This is a genomic window from Vibrio sp. S11_S32 (genome assembly GCF_014694465.1).
GTDB classification, from domain to species: Bacteria; Pseudomonadota; Gammaproteobacteria; order Enterobacterales; family Vibrionaceae; genus Vibrio; species Vibrio algicola.
This window is the reverse complement of sequence record NZ_JAAUWS010000016.1, coordinates 1-18504: the sequence shown is the minus strand read 5'-3', so window position 1 is coordinate 18504 and position 18504 is coordinate 1. Positions and strand designations below refer to the sequence as shown.

Below are 18504 nucleotides of genomic sequence, written 5' to 3'. Positions count from 1 at the left end.
TTGTTGATAAATCTTTATGCAAGTCAAGCTATTGACCATATCGTTGTAGCCAAGCTTGTTCTAAAGCGCTTTGCCAACTTGGGTGAGGCTCTGCAACCGATGGGAATAATTGAGTCTTTTTAGCATCGCCCATTAGGTGTTTCGCTTGTAATACTGATGGGTCGCCCCAGACATCAAGATCGCCTTTGTGGGATTGTGCGGCAGGGCTGAGTAAGAAATTAATCACCACCAAAGCGCCTTCTTTACTCGCAGCATTCCAAGGTATGGCTAAAAAGTGAATGTTGGACAGTGCGCCAGATTGCCAAGCAAATGTACTGGTAGTGGTGGCAAGTTTGCCCGCAGCTTGAGCAGAAAAAACTTCATTGGGGTTAAAAGTTAGTGCCATATCAATTTGACCGTCATCAAGCATTTGGATGAGTTCAGGTTGATTAATAGGGAATTGCTTACCTTGTTTCCAAGCCACTGGGTGCAGTTGATCTAAATAGGCCCACAAAGGCGCCGTTACGGTAGCGAAATCCACTTCTTCGACAGGTTTATTGAGTACGGTTGGATCACTCGCCAGTTCAATTAATAAGGCTTTTAAAAAGCTAGTGCCATGAAATTGCGGCGGTTTAGGGTAAGTTACTTTACCTGGGTGGGCTTTGGCATAGCGAAGTAGGCTTTGCGCGGATGTTGGTGGTTGGTTTAAGGTATTTTTGTCATAGATAAATACCAATTGACCGACACCCCATGGCGCTTCAAGCCCTAGCGTTGGTTCTGAGAAATCTTTTTCGACCGGCAGCGTTTTATCCACCAGTGTCCAGTTCGGCAGTTGATGAACAAAGGGGCCTAATAATAAGTGATTTTGTTTCATTGACTTAAAGTTTTCGCCATTGATCCAAACCATATCAACACTACCAGATTGATCTTTTCCTGCGGCTTTTTCAGCGATTAAGCGAGCGGTGGTTTCTGCAATATCGGTAACCTTAACATGATGCAAATTAACCCCATATTGCTGTTTAACTTGTATGCCAACCCAGCGTAAATATTGGTTGATTTCCTGGCTGCCACCCCAAGCATTAAAATACACATTTTGTCCTTTGGCTTTCGTTTCTACATCGGACCAAGTATTGTCATTAGCAGAAGCACTAAAGCTTGATAAGGTACTTGATACCGCGAGTAAGCAAACAAATAAAAAACCTTTCATATCCATCCTTGTCGTTTATTCCATGTTGCAATTTTATTCTAGTAAAGTAGACACTCGCATAAGCAGAAAACTTTCATCAAAATAGATAATACCCATTCCATTTAATATTTAATCAATTTGAATACGTCGAAAAGACGCTGCTCCGTCCTTGGTCGCTTGAGAAAAGGACATCCATAGCCTTAGACACTTTTCTCTGTACTCAATTTTGAAGGATCATTAAATTTATGGAATTGGTATAACGTATTGATAGCACAATTTTAGGTATAAAAAAGGCCTGCACAGTGGCCGACCTTGGTATAAAACAATCGAATTAATTCAATTTTTTGACGGTTGAGCGTTCGATGATTTCAGGAACCATTTCAAATACTTGCTTGGCGTGGGCTTTATCTTTAATACGTTCAAGTAAAATTTCAATCGCCGTTTTACCTAAACGTCGCTTAGGTTGGTGAATTGTGGTTAATGGCGGCGAAAAATAAGGGGAGAGATCAATGTTATCATAGCCAATCACTGAAATATCTTCAGGCACTCGCAGATCTTTTTCTTGTAGGCGACTCATTAAACCCAAAGCCATAATGTCGTTAAAACAGAACACAGCACTTGGTTTTTTATCCATCGCTAAAATTTTATCCGCTGCGATAACCGCAGTATCACACTCAAAGTTACCTTCAAGTAGCCATTCATCTGGTATGGTTAAACCTTTTTCTGCCATTGCACGTTTACAACCGGCAATACGTTCTTTACATGCTGCTTTCTCAAAATGACCACTTAAACAAGCAATATCGGTATGGCCGTGATCGAGCAGGTAACGAGTGGCTAAGTAACCACCTTCTTCAGAATTATCGACGATTTTATCGGCTTTTGATGTCTCAGGGCCCCAATCCATCACGACTTTTGGAATGTCAGGATGACCATCAAGCATTTTTTGTAAATCTTCATCCAGATCAGAACACATCACAAGTAACCCATCGACGCGTTTGCCGGCCAACATGCGAACATAATCACGTTGCTTTTCTACTAAACCGCCAGTATTACATAAGATCAAGGTATAGCCTTGGCGATAACAATAGCTTTCGACACCTTCAACCACTTCGGCAAAGAATGGGTTGGTTGATTGAGTGACTAACATACCAATGGTGCTGGTGGTATTGCATTTTAAACTACGTGCGACGGCGCTTGGGGCATAATTTAATTCATCAACGGCTGCCATCACGCGCTCTTGAGTTGCTTCTGCTACAAAGCGAGTTTTATTGATCACGTGCGAAACGGTTGTCGTAGACACCCCTGCAATACGTGCGACGTCTTTAATTGTAGCCATAATGATTTCCTTAATGCCGGCGGAAAAAGCCAGCGAATCGATATTGAATTTAATAGTGATAGCTATTTGGGTTGGAAAATGTGTCGCAAAAATCCATAAATAGATACGAGCAAACCAGTGTTGTAATTAATTGTGTTAAAAATCAGGGTGTTATTTTATAATTATAATTTTTTGAAGAGGGATCTTAGTCTTAATTTTAACCGCTGACAATCACCAAGTGATAATTTCTTACTATTTGTTTGAGTCTTGCATTATCAGCGCCAATAAAATAATAATTTAAGCACTAACCTATAATAGTTAAAAGCGGTATCGTTTGCATCAAGTAAGATAGAAACAAATGTCGACATGGATAAAATTGGGAAGTGAAGGTTTGGCTAGTAGGCCAGAGATAGACCTACTATTGTTAGCTTAGAGGCTTATACACTGGTTGGTTGCACCGCGGTTTTTTCATCGGACAAACTGTTGCGAATAACCTGCCACCAACGACCCAGTTGCTCGTGCCAATAACGCTCACTTTGCTCCAGATATTTCGATTGAGGGGTGAAGCGTTCCCAAGCTTGATTGATGTTATCGACCGCTAAATAATTGGTTGGCGCAGGGATCGGATCCAAATCAGCAGAATGAAAATCATTTAGTGCGCGTTGCATATGACTGGCCGATGTTACTAACACTAAACGTTTATTACCCACAAAGCCGGCGGCTTGATGAGACTCTTCCCACGTATCTTTGGCACTTTCTAATAAAATAATATCCGCTTTCGCTATTCCTAACGATACTGCGACATTGGCCATCATACGTGCATTGCTGACCGATGAACCGGCGGCGTAACCCGATAAAATCAATTTAGCACCGGGATACATGCGTAAAATGCGGATCCCTTCTGCTAGGCGCATTAAGCCAGTTCGAGATAATTCGGAGGTTGGGGGGATTTCATCATCGACCGTATGGCCACTGCCAAGAACCATCACATAATCAATCGATCCTTCAACCGGTAAAAATGCAGTGTATTGGCGTTCGGTTGGTTTTAATAAACTGGTGGCGACGGGTTGGAAAGATAAAAGGAAGATCCCTAATAAAGAGATAAAAGTGAAGATACAACCAGTACCGCGTCGTGAGGTAAACATGATCAAAAATAGGCCTAAAAAGCCAATGATCAGTAATGCAGGCAGCGGCATCATAAAGGATGACACGATTTTTTTTAACTCAAACATTATAGATAGTCCGAAAAGTAATCATTTGGTCAATAAATAGCAGTAATTTCTTTATTCCTGAATTTGCTGTGACAGAATACACGCAATGTTCAGTTATCTTAAAATAAAAGAATGAATAAAGACCGAAACTTTGATGATATTGCACAAAAATTCGCCAAAAATATCTATGGTTCTGATAAAGGTGAAATCCGTCAGACAATTATTTGGCAAGACATGGAACAGATCTTAAATAAATTAGATGCTGATCTCAAAAAACTTAGCATTTTAGATGCCGGTGGCGGTTTGGCACAAATGTCACAAAAGGTGGCACAACTCGGTCATCAGGTTGTTCTATGTGATATTTCCAGTGAAATGTTAGCACTAGCCCAACAAGATATCATATCAAATCAACTGGAAGCACAATTTACCTTTATTCATTCAGCATTACAAAACTTAACTGAGCAGTTCGATAAACCCGTTGATCTAGTTTTATTTCATGCAGTTATGGAATGGCTCGAAAATCCACAACAGGTTTTACAAACAGTATTAGAGAAAGTGAAGCCGGGCGGTATCGCATCGGTAATGTTTTATAATCATCATGGACTGGTTTTGAAAAATGTAACTTGTGGTAATATCCCCCATATTTTGCAAGGTATGCCACATCGAAAACGATTTAAGTTGCAACCGCAAAAAGGTCTGTATCCACATGAAGTGTATCAATGGATAGAAAACGAAGGCTTCATTATTAAAGGTAAGTCAGGGATCCGCTGCTTCTCTGATTACATTGGTGATCAACAATATATGGGTGATTATCAACTTGAAGATATCGTGGCATTAGAGCAACAACTGTGTCGCACTGAGCCTTATCTCTCATTAGGTCGTTATATTCATGTGTGGGCTCAAAAAACACTGTGAAAGAAAACGGATGTATGGCCAATTGGTATCAATCAGTTGGTATAAACAGGATAAACAGGAACGAGAATGAGTGAAATAACTCAAGACGTTGTCGAGCCGAATATCAGTCAGCAGCCATTAGATGAGCTGGTTGGTTGGGTTAAACAACACGATTTTTCATTAGATCTTAGCCCCGAAAGATTGGCATTTTTGATCTCAATTGCGGTATTGAGCAATGAAAGCTTTGATCAAGAGCTGGGCGAAGGTGAATTACACGATTCATTTAAAATCGTTACCCGTCAGTTTGAAGAAACCGGTGAAGCATCTGCTTTTCGCGCCAACAATGCGATTAACGAATTAGTGTCACAACGCCTGATCAGCCGTTTTGTCAGCGAAATGACCGATGGTGCAAGCATATATCGTTTATCACCGCTGGGTGTTGCGATCACCGATTATTACGTTCGTCATCGTGAGTTCTCTAAACTCAAATTGTCGATCCAACTGTCATTGGTGTCGGATGAAATGTCGAAAGCGGTCGAATCGGCGCAGCAAGCGAGCACTCTAGGTCAATGGCAGAAAAATGTTTACGGCGTGCTCAAATATTCAGTCAGTGAGATTTTTGATCGCATTGATTTGAACCAACGCGCGATGGACGATCAGCAAATTGAAATCAAAGCGCAAATTGCCGAGCTATTAAATCAAGATTGGCGTGAAGCGATCAGCAGTTGCGAGAATTTATTGTCCGAAACCTCCAGTACGCTCAATGAATTACAAGATACCTTGCAAGCCGCCGGTGATGAATTGCAATCCCAACTGTTGGATATTCAACAGCTGATTTATGGCCAAGACGATCTAGAACTTATTGATACGATCTTATTTTCACTGCAAACCAAGCTAGACCGGATCATCAGTTGGGGCCAGCAAGCGATTGATTTGTGGATTGGTTATGATCGCCATGTGCATAAATTTATCCGTACCGCGATTGATATGGACCAAAACCGCGCCTTCAGTCAGCGTTTGCGTCAATCGGTTACCGATTACTTCGACGCACCTTGGTATATGGTACATTCCGATGCTGAGCGTTTGCGCGATATGCGTGATGAAGCGATGTTGTTGCGTGACGATGAAGTGACCGGTTTTGTTCCCGATGAAGTGGAATATGAAGAATTAAGCGTGGTAGACGATGAACTGAGTCTGCGCGTAGAAGCGATGCTAAAAGCCCACCAACAAACAGGGCAAGCTATCGATCTCGGTTTGGTACTGCGCGATTATTTGGCGGAACACCCAACCACTCAACATTTTGATTTAGCCAGAATGGTGGTCGATCAAGCGGTAAGAATGGGGTATTCGGAATCCGATTACCAAGCAATTCAACCTGATTGGCAAGCAATTAATAACTTTGGCGCAAAGGTACAAGCAAATGTCATCGATAAATACTGATTATATGGCTCCAGACACCGTCGACTCTCAAGACGTATATATGCCAGAGCAACTGGTAAAAGCATTATCTAATTCTCTTTTTCCTGCACTCGACAGCATGCTGCGTGCCGGACGTCATATCTCAAGTGACGATATGGATAACCATGCCTTTTTAACTGATTTCGACATGGAATTGGCGACTTTCTATCAACGTTACAATGCTGAGCTAGTCCGTGCGCCAGAAGGGTTCTTCTATTTGCGCCCACGTTCGACCTCATTGATTGGCCGTAGTGTATTATCAGAGCTTGATATGCTGGTAGGGAAAATCTTGTGTTTCTTATACCTAAGCCCAGAGCGTTTGGCGCATGAAGGTATTTTTACCAATCAAGAATTATATGAAGAACTGATCAGTCTCGCCGATGAGAAAAAACTGATGCGTTTGGTCACTAACCGCGCGGCAGGATCCGATCTTGATAAAGAAAAACTGTTTGAAAAAGTGCGCACTTCACTGCGCCGCTTGCGTCGAATTGGCATGGTTTTACCGGTTGGAGATGATAATAAATTTCGTATCAGTGAAGCAGTATTTCGTTTTGGCGCAGACGTGCGTATTGGCGATGATGTTCGTGAAGCGCAACTTCGTTTGATCCGTGATGGTGAAGCGGTGACTGATCTGTCAAAGGTCAATCCACAAAGCGAAAGCGATGACAACGAAGATAACCCAACTCAAGCTAATGACGTTAACCCAGAAACGCAACAAAATGAGCAACAAGAACAAGCAGGTGACTTATGATCGCAAGAGGTAAATACCAATCACTCACCATGATCAACTGGAATGGCTTCTTTGCCCGTACTTTTGATATTGATGGTTTAGTGACCACACTTTCTGGCGGTAACGGTGCAGGTAAATCCACCACCATGGCGGCTTTTATTACTGCGCTTATCCCTGACCAAAGCTTACTGCACTTTAGAAATACCACGGAAGCAGGTAGCTCACAAGCATCTCGTGACAAAGGTTTATTCGGTAAATTACAACCGGGCAGTTGTTACGCCGCGCTGGATGTTGTCAACTCTCGTAACCAACGCTTATTGTTTGCAGTACGTCTGCAACAAGTGGCAGGGCGAGATAAGAAAGTCGATATTAAACCTTTCCTTATTCAAGGCCTGCCAAGCCACGTTAAACCAACTGATGTGTTGATCGAAAATTTAGCTAATGGTCAGGCGCGTGTGCGTTCATTTAACGAATTAAAAGATATCGTGGCAGAATATGAAGGAGTGTTATTAAAAGCATTCACTTCGGTGGCAGATTACCATAGCCTAATGTTTGATATGGGCGTTTTGCCGAAGAAATTGCGCAACACCGGCGATCGTTCTAAGTTTTATCGTTTAATTGAAGCGTCGCTTTATGGCGGTATTTCAAGTGCCATTACTCGTTCATTGCGTGATTATTTATTACCGCAAAATGGCGGAGTGAAAAAAGCCTTCCAAGATATGGAATCGGCGCTGCGTGAAAACCGCATGACGTTGGAAGCGATTAAAACCACTCAAGCCGACCGTGATTTATTCAAGCACTTGATCACCGAATCGACCAACTATGTTGCTGCCGATTACATGCGCCATACCAACGATCGCCGCACTAAACTCGATCAAGCCTTAGCATTACGCGGTGAATTGAATCAATCGAGTACCACACTGCGTTCACAAGCGCATTTACTGACTCAAGTTCAAGCAGAACTCGAGCAATTGGTTGAGCAAGAATCCGGTTTAGAGCAAGATCATCAAGCTGCATCTGATCATCTGCAGTTAGTGCAAACCGCGCTGCGTCAGCAAGAGAAAATCGAACGCTATCAAGAAGATTTAGAAGAGCTGAGTGAGCGCTTAGAAGAACAAATGATGGTGGTGGAAGAAGCCGCTGAGCAAGTCGCGATGGCCGAAGAACAGGCCGATGTTTCAGAACAAGAAGTGGATAGCTTAAAATCGCAACTGGCGGATTACCAACAGGCGCTCGATGTACAGCAAACCCGCGCTCTGCAATATCAACAAGCGGTGCAAGCATTAGAAAAAGCCCAGCAATTAACCAATAATTCGCAGTTAAGCGCAGAAGTGGCACAAACCCACTTGTCGCAATTAAAGCAGCAAGAAGCCGATCAAACCTCAGCCTTGCTATCGCTTAAACATAAATTGGATATGTCGTCAGCGGCAACCGAACAATTTGAGCAAGCATTGGCTTTAGTCAAAACTATTGCCGGTGATATTGAACGTAGTGATGCGTTGCCACAAGCCAAACAAGCAATCCAACAAGCACAACAAGCACAGCAATGGTTACAAAACGAATCACAATGGCGCGCGCAACATCGCGATCTTGAACGTAGCTTAAACGAGCAGTCACAAGCGGTGTCACTGGTGGACGCATACCAGCAGCAACATCAAGTCCGCCTTGATGATGAAATGGTATTAGAGCAAGAGCGTGAACGTCATTTGGATGTGATTGAAACCGTTGAAATGGCGCAAGAAGAATTGCGCGATGTCCGAGGTGATTGTCGTCGCAGCCAACAAGATGCTGAGCATGAAATCCAAATCTTGCAAAAACAAGCACCGGCTTGGATCGCAGCCAATGACGCATTAGACAAAATTCAACAACAAACCGACGGCGAGCTAAGCGATAGCCATGCGGTTATGGCGCAAATGCAACAAGTGTTGGAGCAAGAAAAACAGCAATCAATCATTAAAGAACGCCTAGCGAACCGTCGTGATGAACTTGAGCGTGATATCGAACATTTAGCGTCGCCATCAGGCTCTAACGATCCACGTTTAAAAGGCTTAGCGGACACTTTAGGCGGGGTATTGCTGTCTGAAATTTATGATGATATTGCGATTGACGATGCACCTTATTTTAGCGCCATGTATGGTCCATCACGCCATGCGATCGTGGTGTCTAATCTAGACGGTATTAAAGAACAATTGCTTGAACTAGAGGATTGCCCTGACGATCTTTATATTATTCAAGGTGATGTTGATGCCTTTGATGATGGTGATTTTAATGCCGATGAACTTGATGGCGCGGTATGCGTACAACTCAACGATCGTCAACTGCGTTATTCTCGCTTGCCAGAAATTCCATTATTTGGACGAGCAGCGCGTGAACAACGGTTAGAGCTTTTACGCGCAGAGCGTGATGAAGTGGCAGAGAACTTTGCGAAAGCCGCATTTGATTCACAAAAACTGCAACGTTTATACAGCAGTTATAATGAGTTCGTGTCTCAGCATATTCACGTTGCGTTTAACGCCGATCCAGAGCAGCAACTGGCACAAATACGCGATGGCTTAAATCAAGTTCTGCGTCAGCTAGCCGATCTTGAAAGTAAAGAGCAACATCAACGCAGCCAACTGCAAACCAGTAAACAAGCGATGGTTAGCTTAAATAAATTAGCCAGCGTGATGCATCTGATTGAAGATGAAACCCTCAATGATCGCTTTGATGAACTGGAAAAAAAGCTCGAACAGTTAGCAGAATTCCAACGTTTTATGCAACAACACGGTAAAGCGGTTAATCAATTGAGCAATGTGGTGTCGGCATTAGAGATCGATCCACAACAATTTGATGCACTTAAGGCCAATTACCAGCAAGCCGATACGCAATTGCAAACGCTAAAAACGCAAATATTTGCTATCGCGGATCTGCATGAGCGTCGCCATTACTTTGCTTATGCCGACTCAGTCAGTTTGCTTGACCAAAGCAGTGAGTTAAGTGAGCAGCTTAAAATGAAGTTGACCCAAGCGGAGCAAAATAAAGTCCGTGGCCGTGAAGCATTCAAACAAGCTCAAGCGCAATTGAACCAATACAATCAATTACTGGCATCACTCAAGTCTTCGCATCAAGCGAAACTAGAAACCGTACAAGAATTCAAAAAAGAGCTGCAAGATCAGGGTATTACGCCAGATTTTGGCGCACTAGAGCGAGCCCAAGAACGTAAAACCGAATTGCATGAACGCGTCCAAGTCTCACGTCAGCGTAAGAGTGAATTTGAACGTACCTTAACCGCGACTGAGCTTGAAATGAAAGCACTCAGTAAGCGTGTTAAGAAAATCGAAAAAGAATACCAAGAGCTACGCAAGTTTGTGGTTAATGCCAAAGCCGGTTGGTGCAGCGTGATGCGCATTGCTCGCTTAAATGATGTAGAACGTCGCTTGCATCGCCGAGAGTTAGCGTACCTATCAGATAACGAACTGCGCTCAATGTCAGATAAATCATTAGGGGCATTGCGTTTAGCGGTCGCCAATAATGAAACTCTGCGTGATTCGCTACGTTTATCTGAAGATAATGCCCGCCCAGAAGGGAAAGTATTGTTCTATGTGGCGGTGTATCAACATCTGCGTGAACGTATTCGCCAAGATATCATTCGCACCAACGATCCGGTTGAAGCGATTGAAGAAATGGAAGTGGAACTGGCGCGCTTAACCGAAGAGCTTACCTTGCGTGAAAATCGCTTGGCGATCAGTTCAGGTTCAGTGGCAAGCATTATTAAGAAAACCATTCAGCGTGAGCAAAACCGTATTCGGATGCTAAATCAAGGCTTATCGAATATTGCCTTTGGTCAGGTGCGTGGGGTGCGGTTAAATGTAGGCATTCGCGAAAGTCATCAAACCTTATTACTTGGTTTGGCGGAGCAGCAAGAGCAACATCAAGACTTGTTTGATAATCCACGTTTGACCTTCTCTGAAGCGATGGCGAAATTGTTCCAACGAGTAAACCCTCATATTGATATGGGGCAACGTTCGCCGCAGATTTTAGGCGAGGAGCTGCTTGATTACCGTAATTACCTAGAACTGAGCATCGAAGTCAACCGTGGTTCAGAAGGGTGGTTACAAGCAGAATCAGGCGCATTATCGACCGGTGAAGCGATTGGTACTGGTCAGTCTATTTTGCTGATGGTGATCCAAAGCTGGGAAGAAGAATCTCGTCGTTTGCGCAGTAAAGATATTGTGCCGTGTCGTTTATTATTCTTAGATGAAGCCGCCCGTTTGGATACCAAATCGATCAATACCTTATTTGAACTGTGTGATCGTTTGGATATGCAATTATTGATCGCCGCGCCAGAGAACATCAGCCCAGAAAAAGGCACCACCTACAAACTGGTTCGTAAAGTGTTTAAAGATCATGAGCACGTGCATGTAGTTGGGTTGCGTGGGTTTGGTAATGAGCCGAAAATCACCAATGAGAATAACGAAAAAGAAGTATTAGATACGGTGGAATAAACTATAGAATGGCGTCATCCATATAATGGATCATGCGTACTAACATAAAGATAAAAACGAACGCCTCAGTCTGACTGGGGCGTTTTTTAAACAGTATATTCCTCATTTTAGTCACGACCTGATCATCATTGCCTGCTTTTTAAAAATACCAATAGCTGAGATAAAAGTTATCGCCTAGCGCTTAATCGGATTAGAACAGAAAAAAAATCCCCGCACTAGGCAGGGATCATTGATTCGGTGTCACTATTTCTTATGCTTTAGAAGACAGCACATGCAGAAGTTTTAAAGCATGCTCAGACGCTTCAATGCCTTCGTCGGTTAAATAGCCGCCATCAGCAAGGGTACATAAATTCTTTTCAAATAAGCTCTTAACCGCAGCTTGTAGTTCAGCATCCGCATCACTGCGAACTTTAATGCCAGTTTGTTGACTCGCTGGGTTAAATTGAAGTAACAGGTTTAATTCAGCCACATTTTCAGTTTTAAATTTCATAGTGTTCCCTTAGCTTTAATCATGCTCTTACAATAGGTTGCAACACGGCATTTTGGCAAGCAGTAAAAGGTGCTTTTGGTAGTTTGTTCACTTTAAATTGACTTGAGTGCTGATTATTACAGCAAAATTGAATTACGCCACGCGCTATCTCCTGTTCGAGCGACTTCTCGTACAATAAATAGTGCAGCTTATTTCCCCACAAGCGATGACAAATTTTCAAATTCAGGTAAAGTATCACCCCAAATTATCTTTAATAGCTTGAGTGGCAGAATACTGCGCTGAGGCTGTGACATAAACCGTTGTAATAGGAACATAAACCATGATTCAAGTAGTCGGTCATAAAAATCCAGACAGTGATAGCATTTGTAGCGCATTAGTTGCGACTGAATTATTAAAAGCTCGTGGTCTTGAAGCCAAACCTGTCCGTCAAGGTGAGCTTAACCGTGAAACGCAATATATCCTTGAGCAAGCCGGTGTTGATCAACCTGAAATGTGTACTGGTGTCGCGGGGCAAAAAATCTGGCTGGTGGACTACACCGATATTTCTCAAGCGCCAGATGATATCGCAGAAGCTGAAATCGTTGGTATTGTCGATCACCACCGTTTAGGCGATGTGATGACGGTTAATCCATTAGAAGCGTGGATTTGGCCTGTGGGTTGTACTTGTACTATCCTTTTCAACTTATTCAAAATGGAAGAAACGGAAATCACTAAGCCGTTAGCTGTGTTGATGATGTCTGCCATTCTTTCTGATACGGTTGGTTTTGCCTCTCCAACGTGTACGCCAAAAGATGAAGCAGCAGTAAAAGAGTTAGCTCAAATTGCTGAGATTGATAACTTAGACGAATTCATCAAAAATCTTCTGATCGCAAAAACCGATATCGAAGGGTTAACGGCGGCGCAATTGGTTGAGAAAGATTTAAAAGCTTACCCATTTAATGGCCGCGATGTTGTGGTTGGTCAAGTTGAATTGGCAACCATGGAACAAGTCGATGGTATGTTTGATGCATTAAATGCCGACCTTGAGCGTCGCTGTGAAGAAGATGGTTTAGCGTTTGCTGCGCTTATGCTAACCGACATCACCACCAGCACCACTGAGTTGCTATTTAAAGGTGAATGGTCAAGCAAACTAGAGAAGCACCTAAAAGAGGGTTCTTTAGTGATGGAAAATACCTTAAGCCGTAAGAAGCAGGGTTGGCCATGGCTGCAAGGCGAATTAGTCTAAAATACTCTTCATAGTTAGAGAGCTAAACATGAAAAAGGCGAGGGTGACTCGCCTTTTCTATACGTAATAAATGGCAACAAACCCCTATAAATAGGAAAACAATATGACTCAAGAACTTGATGCAGCAACAATTGAAAAAATCGGCCAATACGACAGTGAAAAACGTTTTCAATATTGTGTCAAAGAAGTGGTAGCGAACCGAGAAATCTGGATCTTAGTTGATCAAGATGGTTGCGTCATGCTTAACACCGAAGACGAAGATTGTGTGCCTGTGTGGCCAAATCAAGAATTTGCACAAGCTTGGGCGACCGGCGATTGGCAAGAGTGTCAACCTGAAGCGATTTCATTAAACAAATGGCACAGTCGCTGGAGTCATGGTTTAGAGGACGATGAATTGTCAGTGGTGGTTTTCCCAAATGCTGACCAAGAAGGGGTAATTGTATTCCCTGATGAGTTTGATTTTGAATTGAAGAAACAAGCTCAAAAACGCTGAATATTGGTCATCGTTGGATTTGAAGCGTCGTTGACTGCGTTCAATTGTCGCCTAGCTTTAATTCAATTATTTCACATGACTCGGCGCACTGTAAAAGTGGTTCTCGATCAGTTTTTGGCTGATCGGATGCTGCGGATGAGCGATCACTTTTACGGTTTCCCCTGATTCCACCACTTCGCCTTCATGCATCACAATCAATTTATCCGTAATGTGTTTTACCACTCCGATATGCTGAGAGACATACACAAACGAAATCCCCATTTCTTCTTGCAGTTCTAGAAATAGATTGATGATCTGTGAGCGCATCGCCATATCAAGCCCATTTAAAGCCTCGTCAGCGATGATCACCGATGGTTGCAATACAATGGCTCTGGCCAAACACACACGCTGCTTTTGACCTGTAGCAAGCATTTGTGGGTAGAAATGAGCATGCTCAGGCAGTAAGCCAACTTTACGCAAGGTTTCTTTAACTCGTAGCGCTCGAGCTTCTGGCGACATTTGAGTATTGCGCTTTAATGGCTCTTCTAAGATACGACCAATTTGAATACGCGGATTAAGCGAGCTATTAGGATCTTGGAATATCATGCGGATCAATTTACATCGGGTTGAATAATCTTTATTAAATAACTGCTCACCATTGACAAATATCTTGCCATGGCTTGGTTTAATCACGCCCGCCAACATTTTTGCTAATGTGGATTTTCCTGAACCATTTTGTCCAATAATACCAACCGTTTGTCCTGCTTCTAAAGTAAAAGAAATAGGTTTAACTGCTTGGTGAATTTGACGACGAAATATACCTGATCGGGTGACAAAGTTTTTGGATAAATCGATGACTTCTAATAATGCACTCATTGTGGTTTCTCCATATTTAATGGGAAATGACAGCTGAATTTATGAGTTTTGATTTTTTGGCGTGGCGGTACATTGACACATTTTGTTTGTGCATAAGGGCAGCGAGGACCTAAACGACAGCCGATCGGTAAGTGTTGTAATGGCGGAATTGACCCAGGCAGTGAAGGCAGGCGACTTTTATGTGGGATCCATTCGTTAAAATCAGGCATCGCATGTAACAACGCCACCGTATATGGGTGTTTTGGCGCATTGAGAATATCTTTGGTTTTAGCTGATTCCACCGATTGACCACAATACATGACAGTAATTTGCGTCGCCCATTGAGTAATGGTGGTTAAATCATGGCCGATCAGCATTAAGGTCACTTTGTTGACTTGATTCATGCGGCTCAGTAAACGCAAAATTTGTGATTGAGTGATCGGATCTAAATCGTTAGTCGGTTCATCGGCAATTAAGATCCTAGGTTTAGATGAAATCGCCATCGCGATCATGATTTTTTGGCATTGACCATCGGTGAGTTCATAAGGGTAGGATCGCATAATTTTACGGTGATCTTTGATGCCCACTTTATGCAGTAATGCTTTGGCTAATTTATGACGCCAATGCCAACGCTGCCACCACTTTCCTTCAAAAGAGGCGGCCGGAATCGCTTCTCGTAATTGATGGCCGATTTCTTCTGATGGGTCAAGACAGCTACTGGCTTCTTGATAAATCACCGCAATATCACGCGCGATCACACGGCGTCGTTCTTTAGCCGTCAGTTGTAATAAATCAATTTTATCGAGCCGCATTCGGTCGGCGGTGATTTTCCAGTTGTCTTTGGTGAGTCCAACAATGGCTTTGGCAACAAGGCTTTTACCTGACCCCGATTCGCCCACTAAACCACGAATTTCACCTTCATTTAGGGTTAAACTCATTCGATCAACCGCTTTGACCGTGCCGTGAGGGGTTTCAATTTCAATGGTGAGATTTCGAATATCTAATAACGGCATTATTCAGTTCCTGCGCTTAGGGCTTGACGAATACCTTCACCCATTAGGTTAATCATAATGACCGAAAACATAATAAAAATGCCGGGTAGGGTGACTGTCCAAGGAGCACTATAAATAAGATCAATCGAATTCCCGAGCATGGTACCCCATTCCGGCATTGGGGCTTGCGCGCCTAAACCTAAAAATCCGAGTGCACTAATTTCTAAAATAGCAATCGAGGCTGCCATCGTCATTTCAGCGGCAATAACAGTGGTTAAGTTGGGTAGAATGGAGCTCCATAATAGATGAAAAGCATTGGCGCCATCTAGCCTTGCAGCAATATTATAATCTTTAGCCACTTCAGCGTTTACGGCTAAATATAAAGAGCGAATAAAACGGGGGATCAGCGCTAAGCACACTGCGAGTAGAATATTTAATTCACCGGGCCCAAGAACTGCGACAAAAATAATGGCGAGTAAAATAGCAGGGATCGACATTACGGTATCAAGTAAGTGGTTTAATACGCTTGAAAGTAACCCTTTGGTCATGCCAGCAAAAATGCCAATTGCACAGCCGATAAAGGTGGCAACTAAGGTAATGATGATGCCATAACCAAAGGTCAGTTGTGAGCCTATTAATAAGCGGGAAAGTATATCGCGCCCTAATTCATCTGTACCTAAAAAGAACTCGACACTACCGTCATGACTCCATGATGGTGGCTGTAAGGTATGGCTTGAGTGTAATAATGGATCGTGTGGTGCTATCCAGTGGGCACCAATGGTTAAAATTACTAGGGCAATAAAACACCACAGCGCAAACATAGCCAAACTATTGCTACGATAATGACGCCAAAAGCGTTCAAACTGTCCCGGAACTTGATCTTCTTGATAGATATTATTTGACAGCATGCCACTGCTTCCTTATGTGAGGATTAACAAGTGCGCCAATTAAATCCGAAAGAATATTAACGATAAGTACAAAAGTTGCTACCACCATTACGCCCGCTTGAATAGAGACATAATCCTTATTAGCCAGTGCCTCTAATAACCAACTGCCAATGCCCGGCCAGTGGAAAATGGATTCGGTAATAATGGCATAAGTCAGCATGCTGGATAATTGCACCCCAACCTTGGGAATGATTGGTGGGATGGCATTGCGTAGCACGTGATGAAAAATGATTTCAAATGAAGACAGACCTCGAGTACGCGCCGCCCGAATATAGTTTTGTTTACGGACATCGGCTACAGACGCGCGCATTAAACGGATCACTTCGGTGGTCGGAGGGAGGGCGAGGACTAAGCATGGCAGCAAGAGATGCATGGCAATACTATGCAGAGTTTGGCTACGCAATGGGTCGTCACTTAAAAAGGCATCAATGACTGAAAAACCCGTAATATACGGTACATGGTAAATTAAATCATAACGACCAGAGACAGGAGTAATGCCTAAATCTAATGAAAAGAACATGATCATCATTAAAGCGAGCCAGAATATCGGCACTGAATATCCGACCATAGAACTAAAAGAAATAATAGTATCAATGGGTTTACCTTGGCGAATACCAGCAAGTGTGCCGATAGGAATGCCGATAACCAAAGCAAACAGCATGGCAAAGAAACACAGCTCTAACGTGGCAGGGAAAACGCTTTTAATCTCTGCGAGCACCGGAACGCCGATGGCATTGGTGCCTAAATCGAGGTGAAATAATTGAGTTAAATAATCGAACCAGCCTTGAAAAAAAGGCTGCATCGCTGCTTGAGAGTGCGGGTCAATACGCAAAATACTGAAACCAATTAATGTTAGCATCAGTAGCGTAATGATAAATAAATTCATTCGTCGTAAGGTGTACACGAACATCTATGGATTCCTTGCCATGGGTAATGATCCCGATATATTTGAAGCCGCAACTTAAGAGATGGAAGGGCATAGGTGACATCAGAATAATAAGCTAACGATCATAACTAATTCTACGCCATTTGTCTCGAATAGTCAGCGGCTTGAATAGGTTGATTTCGAGTTTAAAATGAGCCGCCTAATGCGATTTTGGCGAAATATTATATTTTTTCAGCATACCGCGTAATTGATGGTAGCTCAGGCCAAGTAAATCGGCGGCATGACGTTGATTATATTTGGCTTGTTGCAATGCCGATTGCAGTAAATCGCAATCTTGTTGTGCTTGCCATTGTTTATAATTAATTGGGAGTTCAATATGGTTAAGCTCAACTGCTGGGTGAGAATCTCCTGTTATCTCCATTTCTGCGGTGTTATTCGATACATTGTTGGTGACAGTGTCACTTTTTGCGAAAGGGTTAAACTCGATTTGTGTGATGACTGCGCTAGATAGGCCATGGCGATAGACGGCGCGCTCGACCACATTTTTTAATTCTCGTACGTTACCTGGCCACGAGTAACTTAATAATTCTTGTTGAGCTTGCGTGCTAAACCCTGCAAACATCTCAAAACCGAGTTCTTGGCACATTTGAATGGCAAAGTGTTCAGCCAACAGTAAAATATCCTCAATACGCTCACGCAACGGTGGCAGGGTGAGTACATCGAACGCAAGCCGATCCAATAAATCGGCACGAAATTCACCCTTGGCGGCTAATTGGGGTAAATCGCTATTGGTGGCGCAAATGACCCGTACATCAGCGCTGAGCATTTTACTGCCGCCAACCCGCTCATATTCACCGTATTCAATCACGCGCAATAATTTTTCTTGCACACTCATCGGGGCAGTGGCAAGTTCATCAAGAAATAACGTCCCAAGTTCGGCGCGCTCAAAACGACCCTTATGCTGGTTTTTAGCCCCAGTAAAGGCGCCAGATTCATGACCAAATAATTCAGAATCAATTAACCCGTCAGTAAAAGTCGAGCAATTAAGCGTGATTAACGGTTGTCGCCATCGTTTAGAAAGATAGTGTAAACGCTGAGCGATCAATTCCTTACCAGTACCGCGCTCGCCCACAATCAGTACCGGTCGCTTAATGGCAGCCAATTGAGATGTTTTATCGAGTAGCGCGAGGAAATTACTAGATTGACCGATCAAGTTTTGTACTTTCATAACAATAATCCATTTGGTTGCATCTAAGTAAGCGTTCACCAGCACCCTATTGACAGGCGAATGTGACGATCATCACTTGATCTACAATTGCCTATTGAACGATCCTTTTTATGCTTCATTATCTTCACATGAGCAGAAAAAAAGAACCTAAA

At 43.0% G+C, this 18504-nt stretch carries 15 protein-coding genes; 6 read left to right on the top strand and 9 right to left on the bottom strand.

Translation table 11 applies throughout. The features are described from left to right. Window positions 1-28: 28 nt before the first annotated feature. From HC723_RS09750 to elyC, 3 genes are all read right to left on the bottom strand, one after another. The gene (locus HC723_RS09750; protein ID WP_190338931.1) at window positions 29-1186 is read right to left on the bottom strand and encodes an ABC transporter substrate-binding protein; all 1158 of its coding nucleotides are present in this window, start codon (window positions 1184-1186) and stop codon (window positions 29-31) included. A gap of 310 nt (window positions 1187-1496) precedes the next feature. Then, window positions 1497-2501: a substrate-binding domain-containing protein gene (locus HC723_RS09745; RefSeq protein ID WP_153446965.1), complete on the bottom strand. Its 1005-nt coding sequence runs from the start codon at window positions 2499-2501 to the stop codon at window positions 1497-1499. A 416-nt stretch (window positions 2502-2917) separates the two neighbouring features. Further along, window positions 2918-3712 (bottom strand): envelope biogenesis factor ElyC, encoded by a 795-nt coding sequence (gene elyC / locus HC723_RS09740; protein ID WP_153446966.1) that lies wholly within the window; start codon window positions 3710-3712, stop codon window positions 2918-2920. Between the two features lie 111 nt (window positions 3713-3823). On the opposite strand from elyC, the gene cmoM reads away from it, so the two are divergent. The 4 genes from cmoM (at window position 3824) to mukB (ending at window position 11257) form a co-directional block, all read left to right on the top strand. After that, complete coding sequence (gene cmoM, locus HC723_RS09735; RefSeq protein WP_153446967.1) at window positions 3824-4606, top strand: tRNA uridine 5-oxyacetic acid(34) methyltransferase CmoM; 783 nt, start codon at window positions 3824-3826, stop codon at window positions 4604-4606. Between the two features lie 66 nt (window positions 4607-4672). Beyond that, entirely contained in the window at window positions 4673-6025 is a 1353-nt protein-coding gene (gene mukF, locus HC723_RS09730; protein ID WP_190338930.1) for a chromosome partition protein MukF, read from the top strand. Then, window positions 6006-6794 carry a chromosome partition protein MukE gene (gene mukE, locus HC723_RS09725; RefSeq protein WP_190338929.1) on the top strand — a complete coding sequence of 263 codons (789 nt, stop codon included), beginning with the start codon at window positions 6006-6008 and terminating at the stop codon, window positions 6792-6794. The genes mukF and mukE overlap by 20 nt, the downstream gene beginning before the upstream one ends. Then, a complete protein-coding gene (mukB, locus tag HC723_RS09720; RefSeq protein ID WP_190338928.1) occupies window positions 6791-11257 on the top strand; it encodes a chromosome partition protein MukB in 4467 nt (1488 codons plus the stop codon). Before mukE ends, mukB begins: the two co-directional genes overlap by 4 nt. A 250-nt stretch (window positions 11258-11507) precedes the next feature. Here the strand turns inward: mukB and HC723_RS09715 are convergent, their stop codons facing one another. Then, window positions 11508-11747 carry a TIGR02647 family protein gene (locus HC723_RS09715; RefSeq protein ID WP_153446970.1) on the bottom strand — a complete coding sequence of 80 codons (240 nt, stop codon included), beginning with the start codon at window positions 11745-11747 and terminating at the stop codon, window positions 11508-11510. 319 nt (window positions 11748-12066) lie between these two features. Between HC723_RS09715 and HC723_RS09710 the strand changes: the two genes are divergently transcribed. Next, complete coding sequence (locus HC723_RS09710) at window positions 12067-12972, top strand: manganese-dependent inorganic pyrophosphatase (protein ID WP_190338927.1); 906 nt, start codon at window positions 12067-12069, stop codon at window positions 12970-12972. Between the two features lie 103 nt (window positions 12973-13075). Beyond that, window positions 13076-13465, top strand: coding sequence for a DUF2750 domain-containing protein (locus HC723_RS09705; RefSeq protein ID WP_190338926.1), 390 nt, complete (start codon window positions 13076-13078; stop codon window positions 13463-13465). A gap of 66 nt (window positions 13466-13531) precedes the next feature. On the opposite strand, the gene HC723_RS09700 is transcribed toward HC723_RS09705, so the two are convergent. The 5 genes from HC723_RS09700 to pspF form a co-directional block, all read right to left on the bottom strand. Continuing rightward, a complete protein-coding gene (locus tag HC723_RS09700) occupies window positions 13532-14320 on the bottom strand; it encodes a peptide ABC transporter ATP-binding protein (RefSeq protein WP_153446973.1) in 789 nt (262 codons plus the stop codon). Beyond that, complete coding sequence (locus tag HC723_RS09695) at window positions 14317-15312, bottom strand: peptide ABC transporter ATP-binding protein (RefSeq protein ID WP_153446974.1); 996 nt, start codon at window positions 15310-15312, stop codon at window positions 14317-14319. The genes HC723_RS09700 and HC723_RS09695 overlap by 4 nt, the downstream gene beginning before the upstream one ends. Next, entirely contained in the window at window positions 15312-16199 is an 888-nt protein-coding gene (locus HC723_RS09690) for an ABC transporter permease subunit (RefSeq protein ID WP_190338925.1), read from the bottom strand. Before HC723_RS09690 ends, HC723_RS09695 begins: the two co-directional genes overlap by 1 nt. Next, complete coding sequence (locus HC723_RS09685) at window positions 16186-17148, bottom strand: ABC transporter permease (RefSeq protein WP_190338924.1); 963 nt, start codon at window positions 17146-17148, stop codon at window positions 16186-16188. The genes HC723_RS09690 and HC723_RS09685 overlap by 14 nt, the downstream gene beginning before the upstream one ends. A gap of 175 nt (window positions 17149-17323) precedes the next feature. Further along, complete coding sequence (gene pspF, locus HC723_RS09680; RefSeq protein ID WP_190338923.1) at window positions 17324-18352, bottom strand: phage shock protein operon transcriptional activator; 1029 nt, start codon at window positions 18350-18352, stop codon at window positions 17324-17326. Between the last annotated feature and the right edge of the window lie 152 nt (window positions 18353-18504).

Excerpts from the sequence above, each read along its gene's own strand:
- pspF (WP_190338923.1), bottom strand. The coding sequence starts at position 18,352 with ATGAAAGTACAAAACTTGATCGGTCAATCTAGTAATTTCCTCGCGCTA.
- cmoM (WP_153446967.1), top strand. The coding sequence starts at position 3,824 with ATGAATAAAGACCGAAACTTTGATGATATTGCACAAAAATTCGCCAAA.
- HC723_RS09705 (WP_190338926.1), top strand. The coding sequence starts at position 13,076 with ATGACTCAAGAACTTGATGCAGCAACAATTGAAAAAATCGGCCAATAC.
- HC723_RS09695 (WP_153446974.1), bottom strand. The coding sequence starts at position 15,312 with ATGCCGTTATTAGATATTCGAAATCTCACCATTGAAATTGAAACCCCT.
- mukB (WP_190338928.1), top strand. The coding sequence starts at position 6,791 with ATGATCGCAAGAGGTAAATACCAATCACTCACCATGATCAACTGGAAT.
- HC723_RS09750 (WP_190338931.1), bottom strand. The coding sequence starts at position 1,186 with ATGAAAGGTTTTTTATTTGTTTGCTTACTCGCGGTATCAAGTACCTTA.
- HC723_RS09745 (WP_153446965.1), bottom strand. The coding sequence starts at position 2,501 with ATGGCTACAATTAAAGACGTCGCACGTATTGCAGGGGTGTCTACGACA.
- elyC (WP_153446966.1), bottom strand. The coding sequence starts at position 3,712 with ATGTTTGAGTTAAAAAAAATCGTGTCATCCTTTATGATGCCGCTGCCT.
- mukF (WP_190338930.1), top strand. The coding sequence starts at position 4,673 with ATGAGTGAAATAACTCAAGACGTTGTCGAGCCGAATATCAGTCAGCAG.
- HC723_RS09700 (WP_153446973.1), bottom strand. The coding sequence starts at position 14,320 with ATGAGTGCATTATTAGAAGTCATCGATTTATCCAAAAACTTTGTCACC.
- HC723_RS09690 (WP_190338925.1), bottom strand. The coding sequence starts at position 16,199 with ATGCTGTCAAATAATATCTATCAAGAAGATCAAGTTCCGGGACAGTTT.
- mukE (WP_190338929.1), top strand. The coding sequence starts at position 6,006 with ATGTCATCGATAAATACTGATTATATGGCTCCAGACACCGTCGACTCT.
- HC723_RS09710 (WP_190338927.1), top strand. The coding sequence starts at position 12,067 with ATGATTCAAGTAGTCGGTCATAAAAATCCAGACAGTGATAGCATTTGT.
- HC723_RS09685 (WP_190338924.1), bottom strand. The coding sequence starts at position 17,148 with ATGTTCGTGTACACCTTACGACGAATGAATTTATTTATCATTACGCTA.
- HC723_RS09715 (WP_153446970.1), bottom strand. The coding sequence starts at position 11,747 with ATGAAATTTAAAACTGAAAATGTGGCTGAATTAAACCTGTTACTTCAA.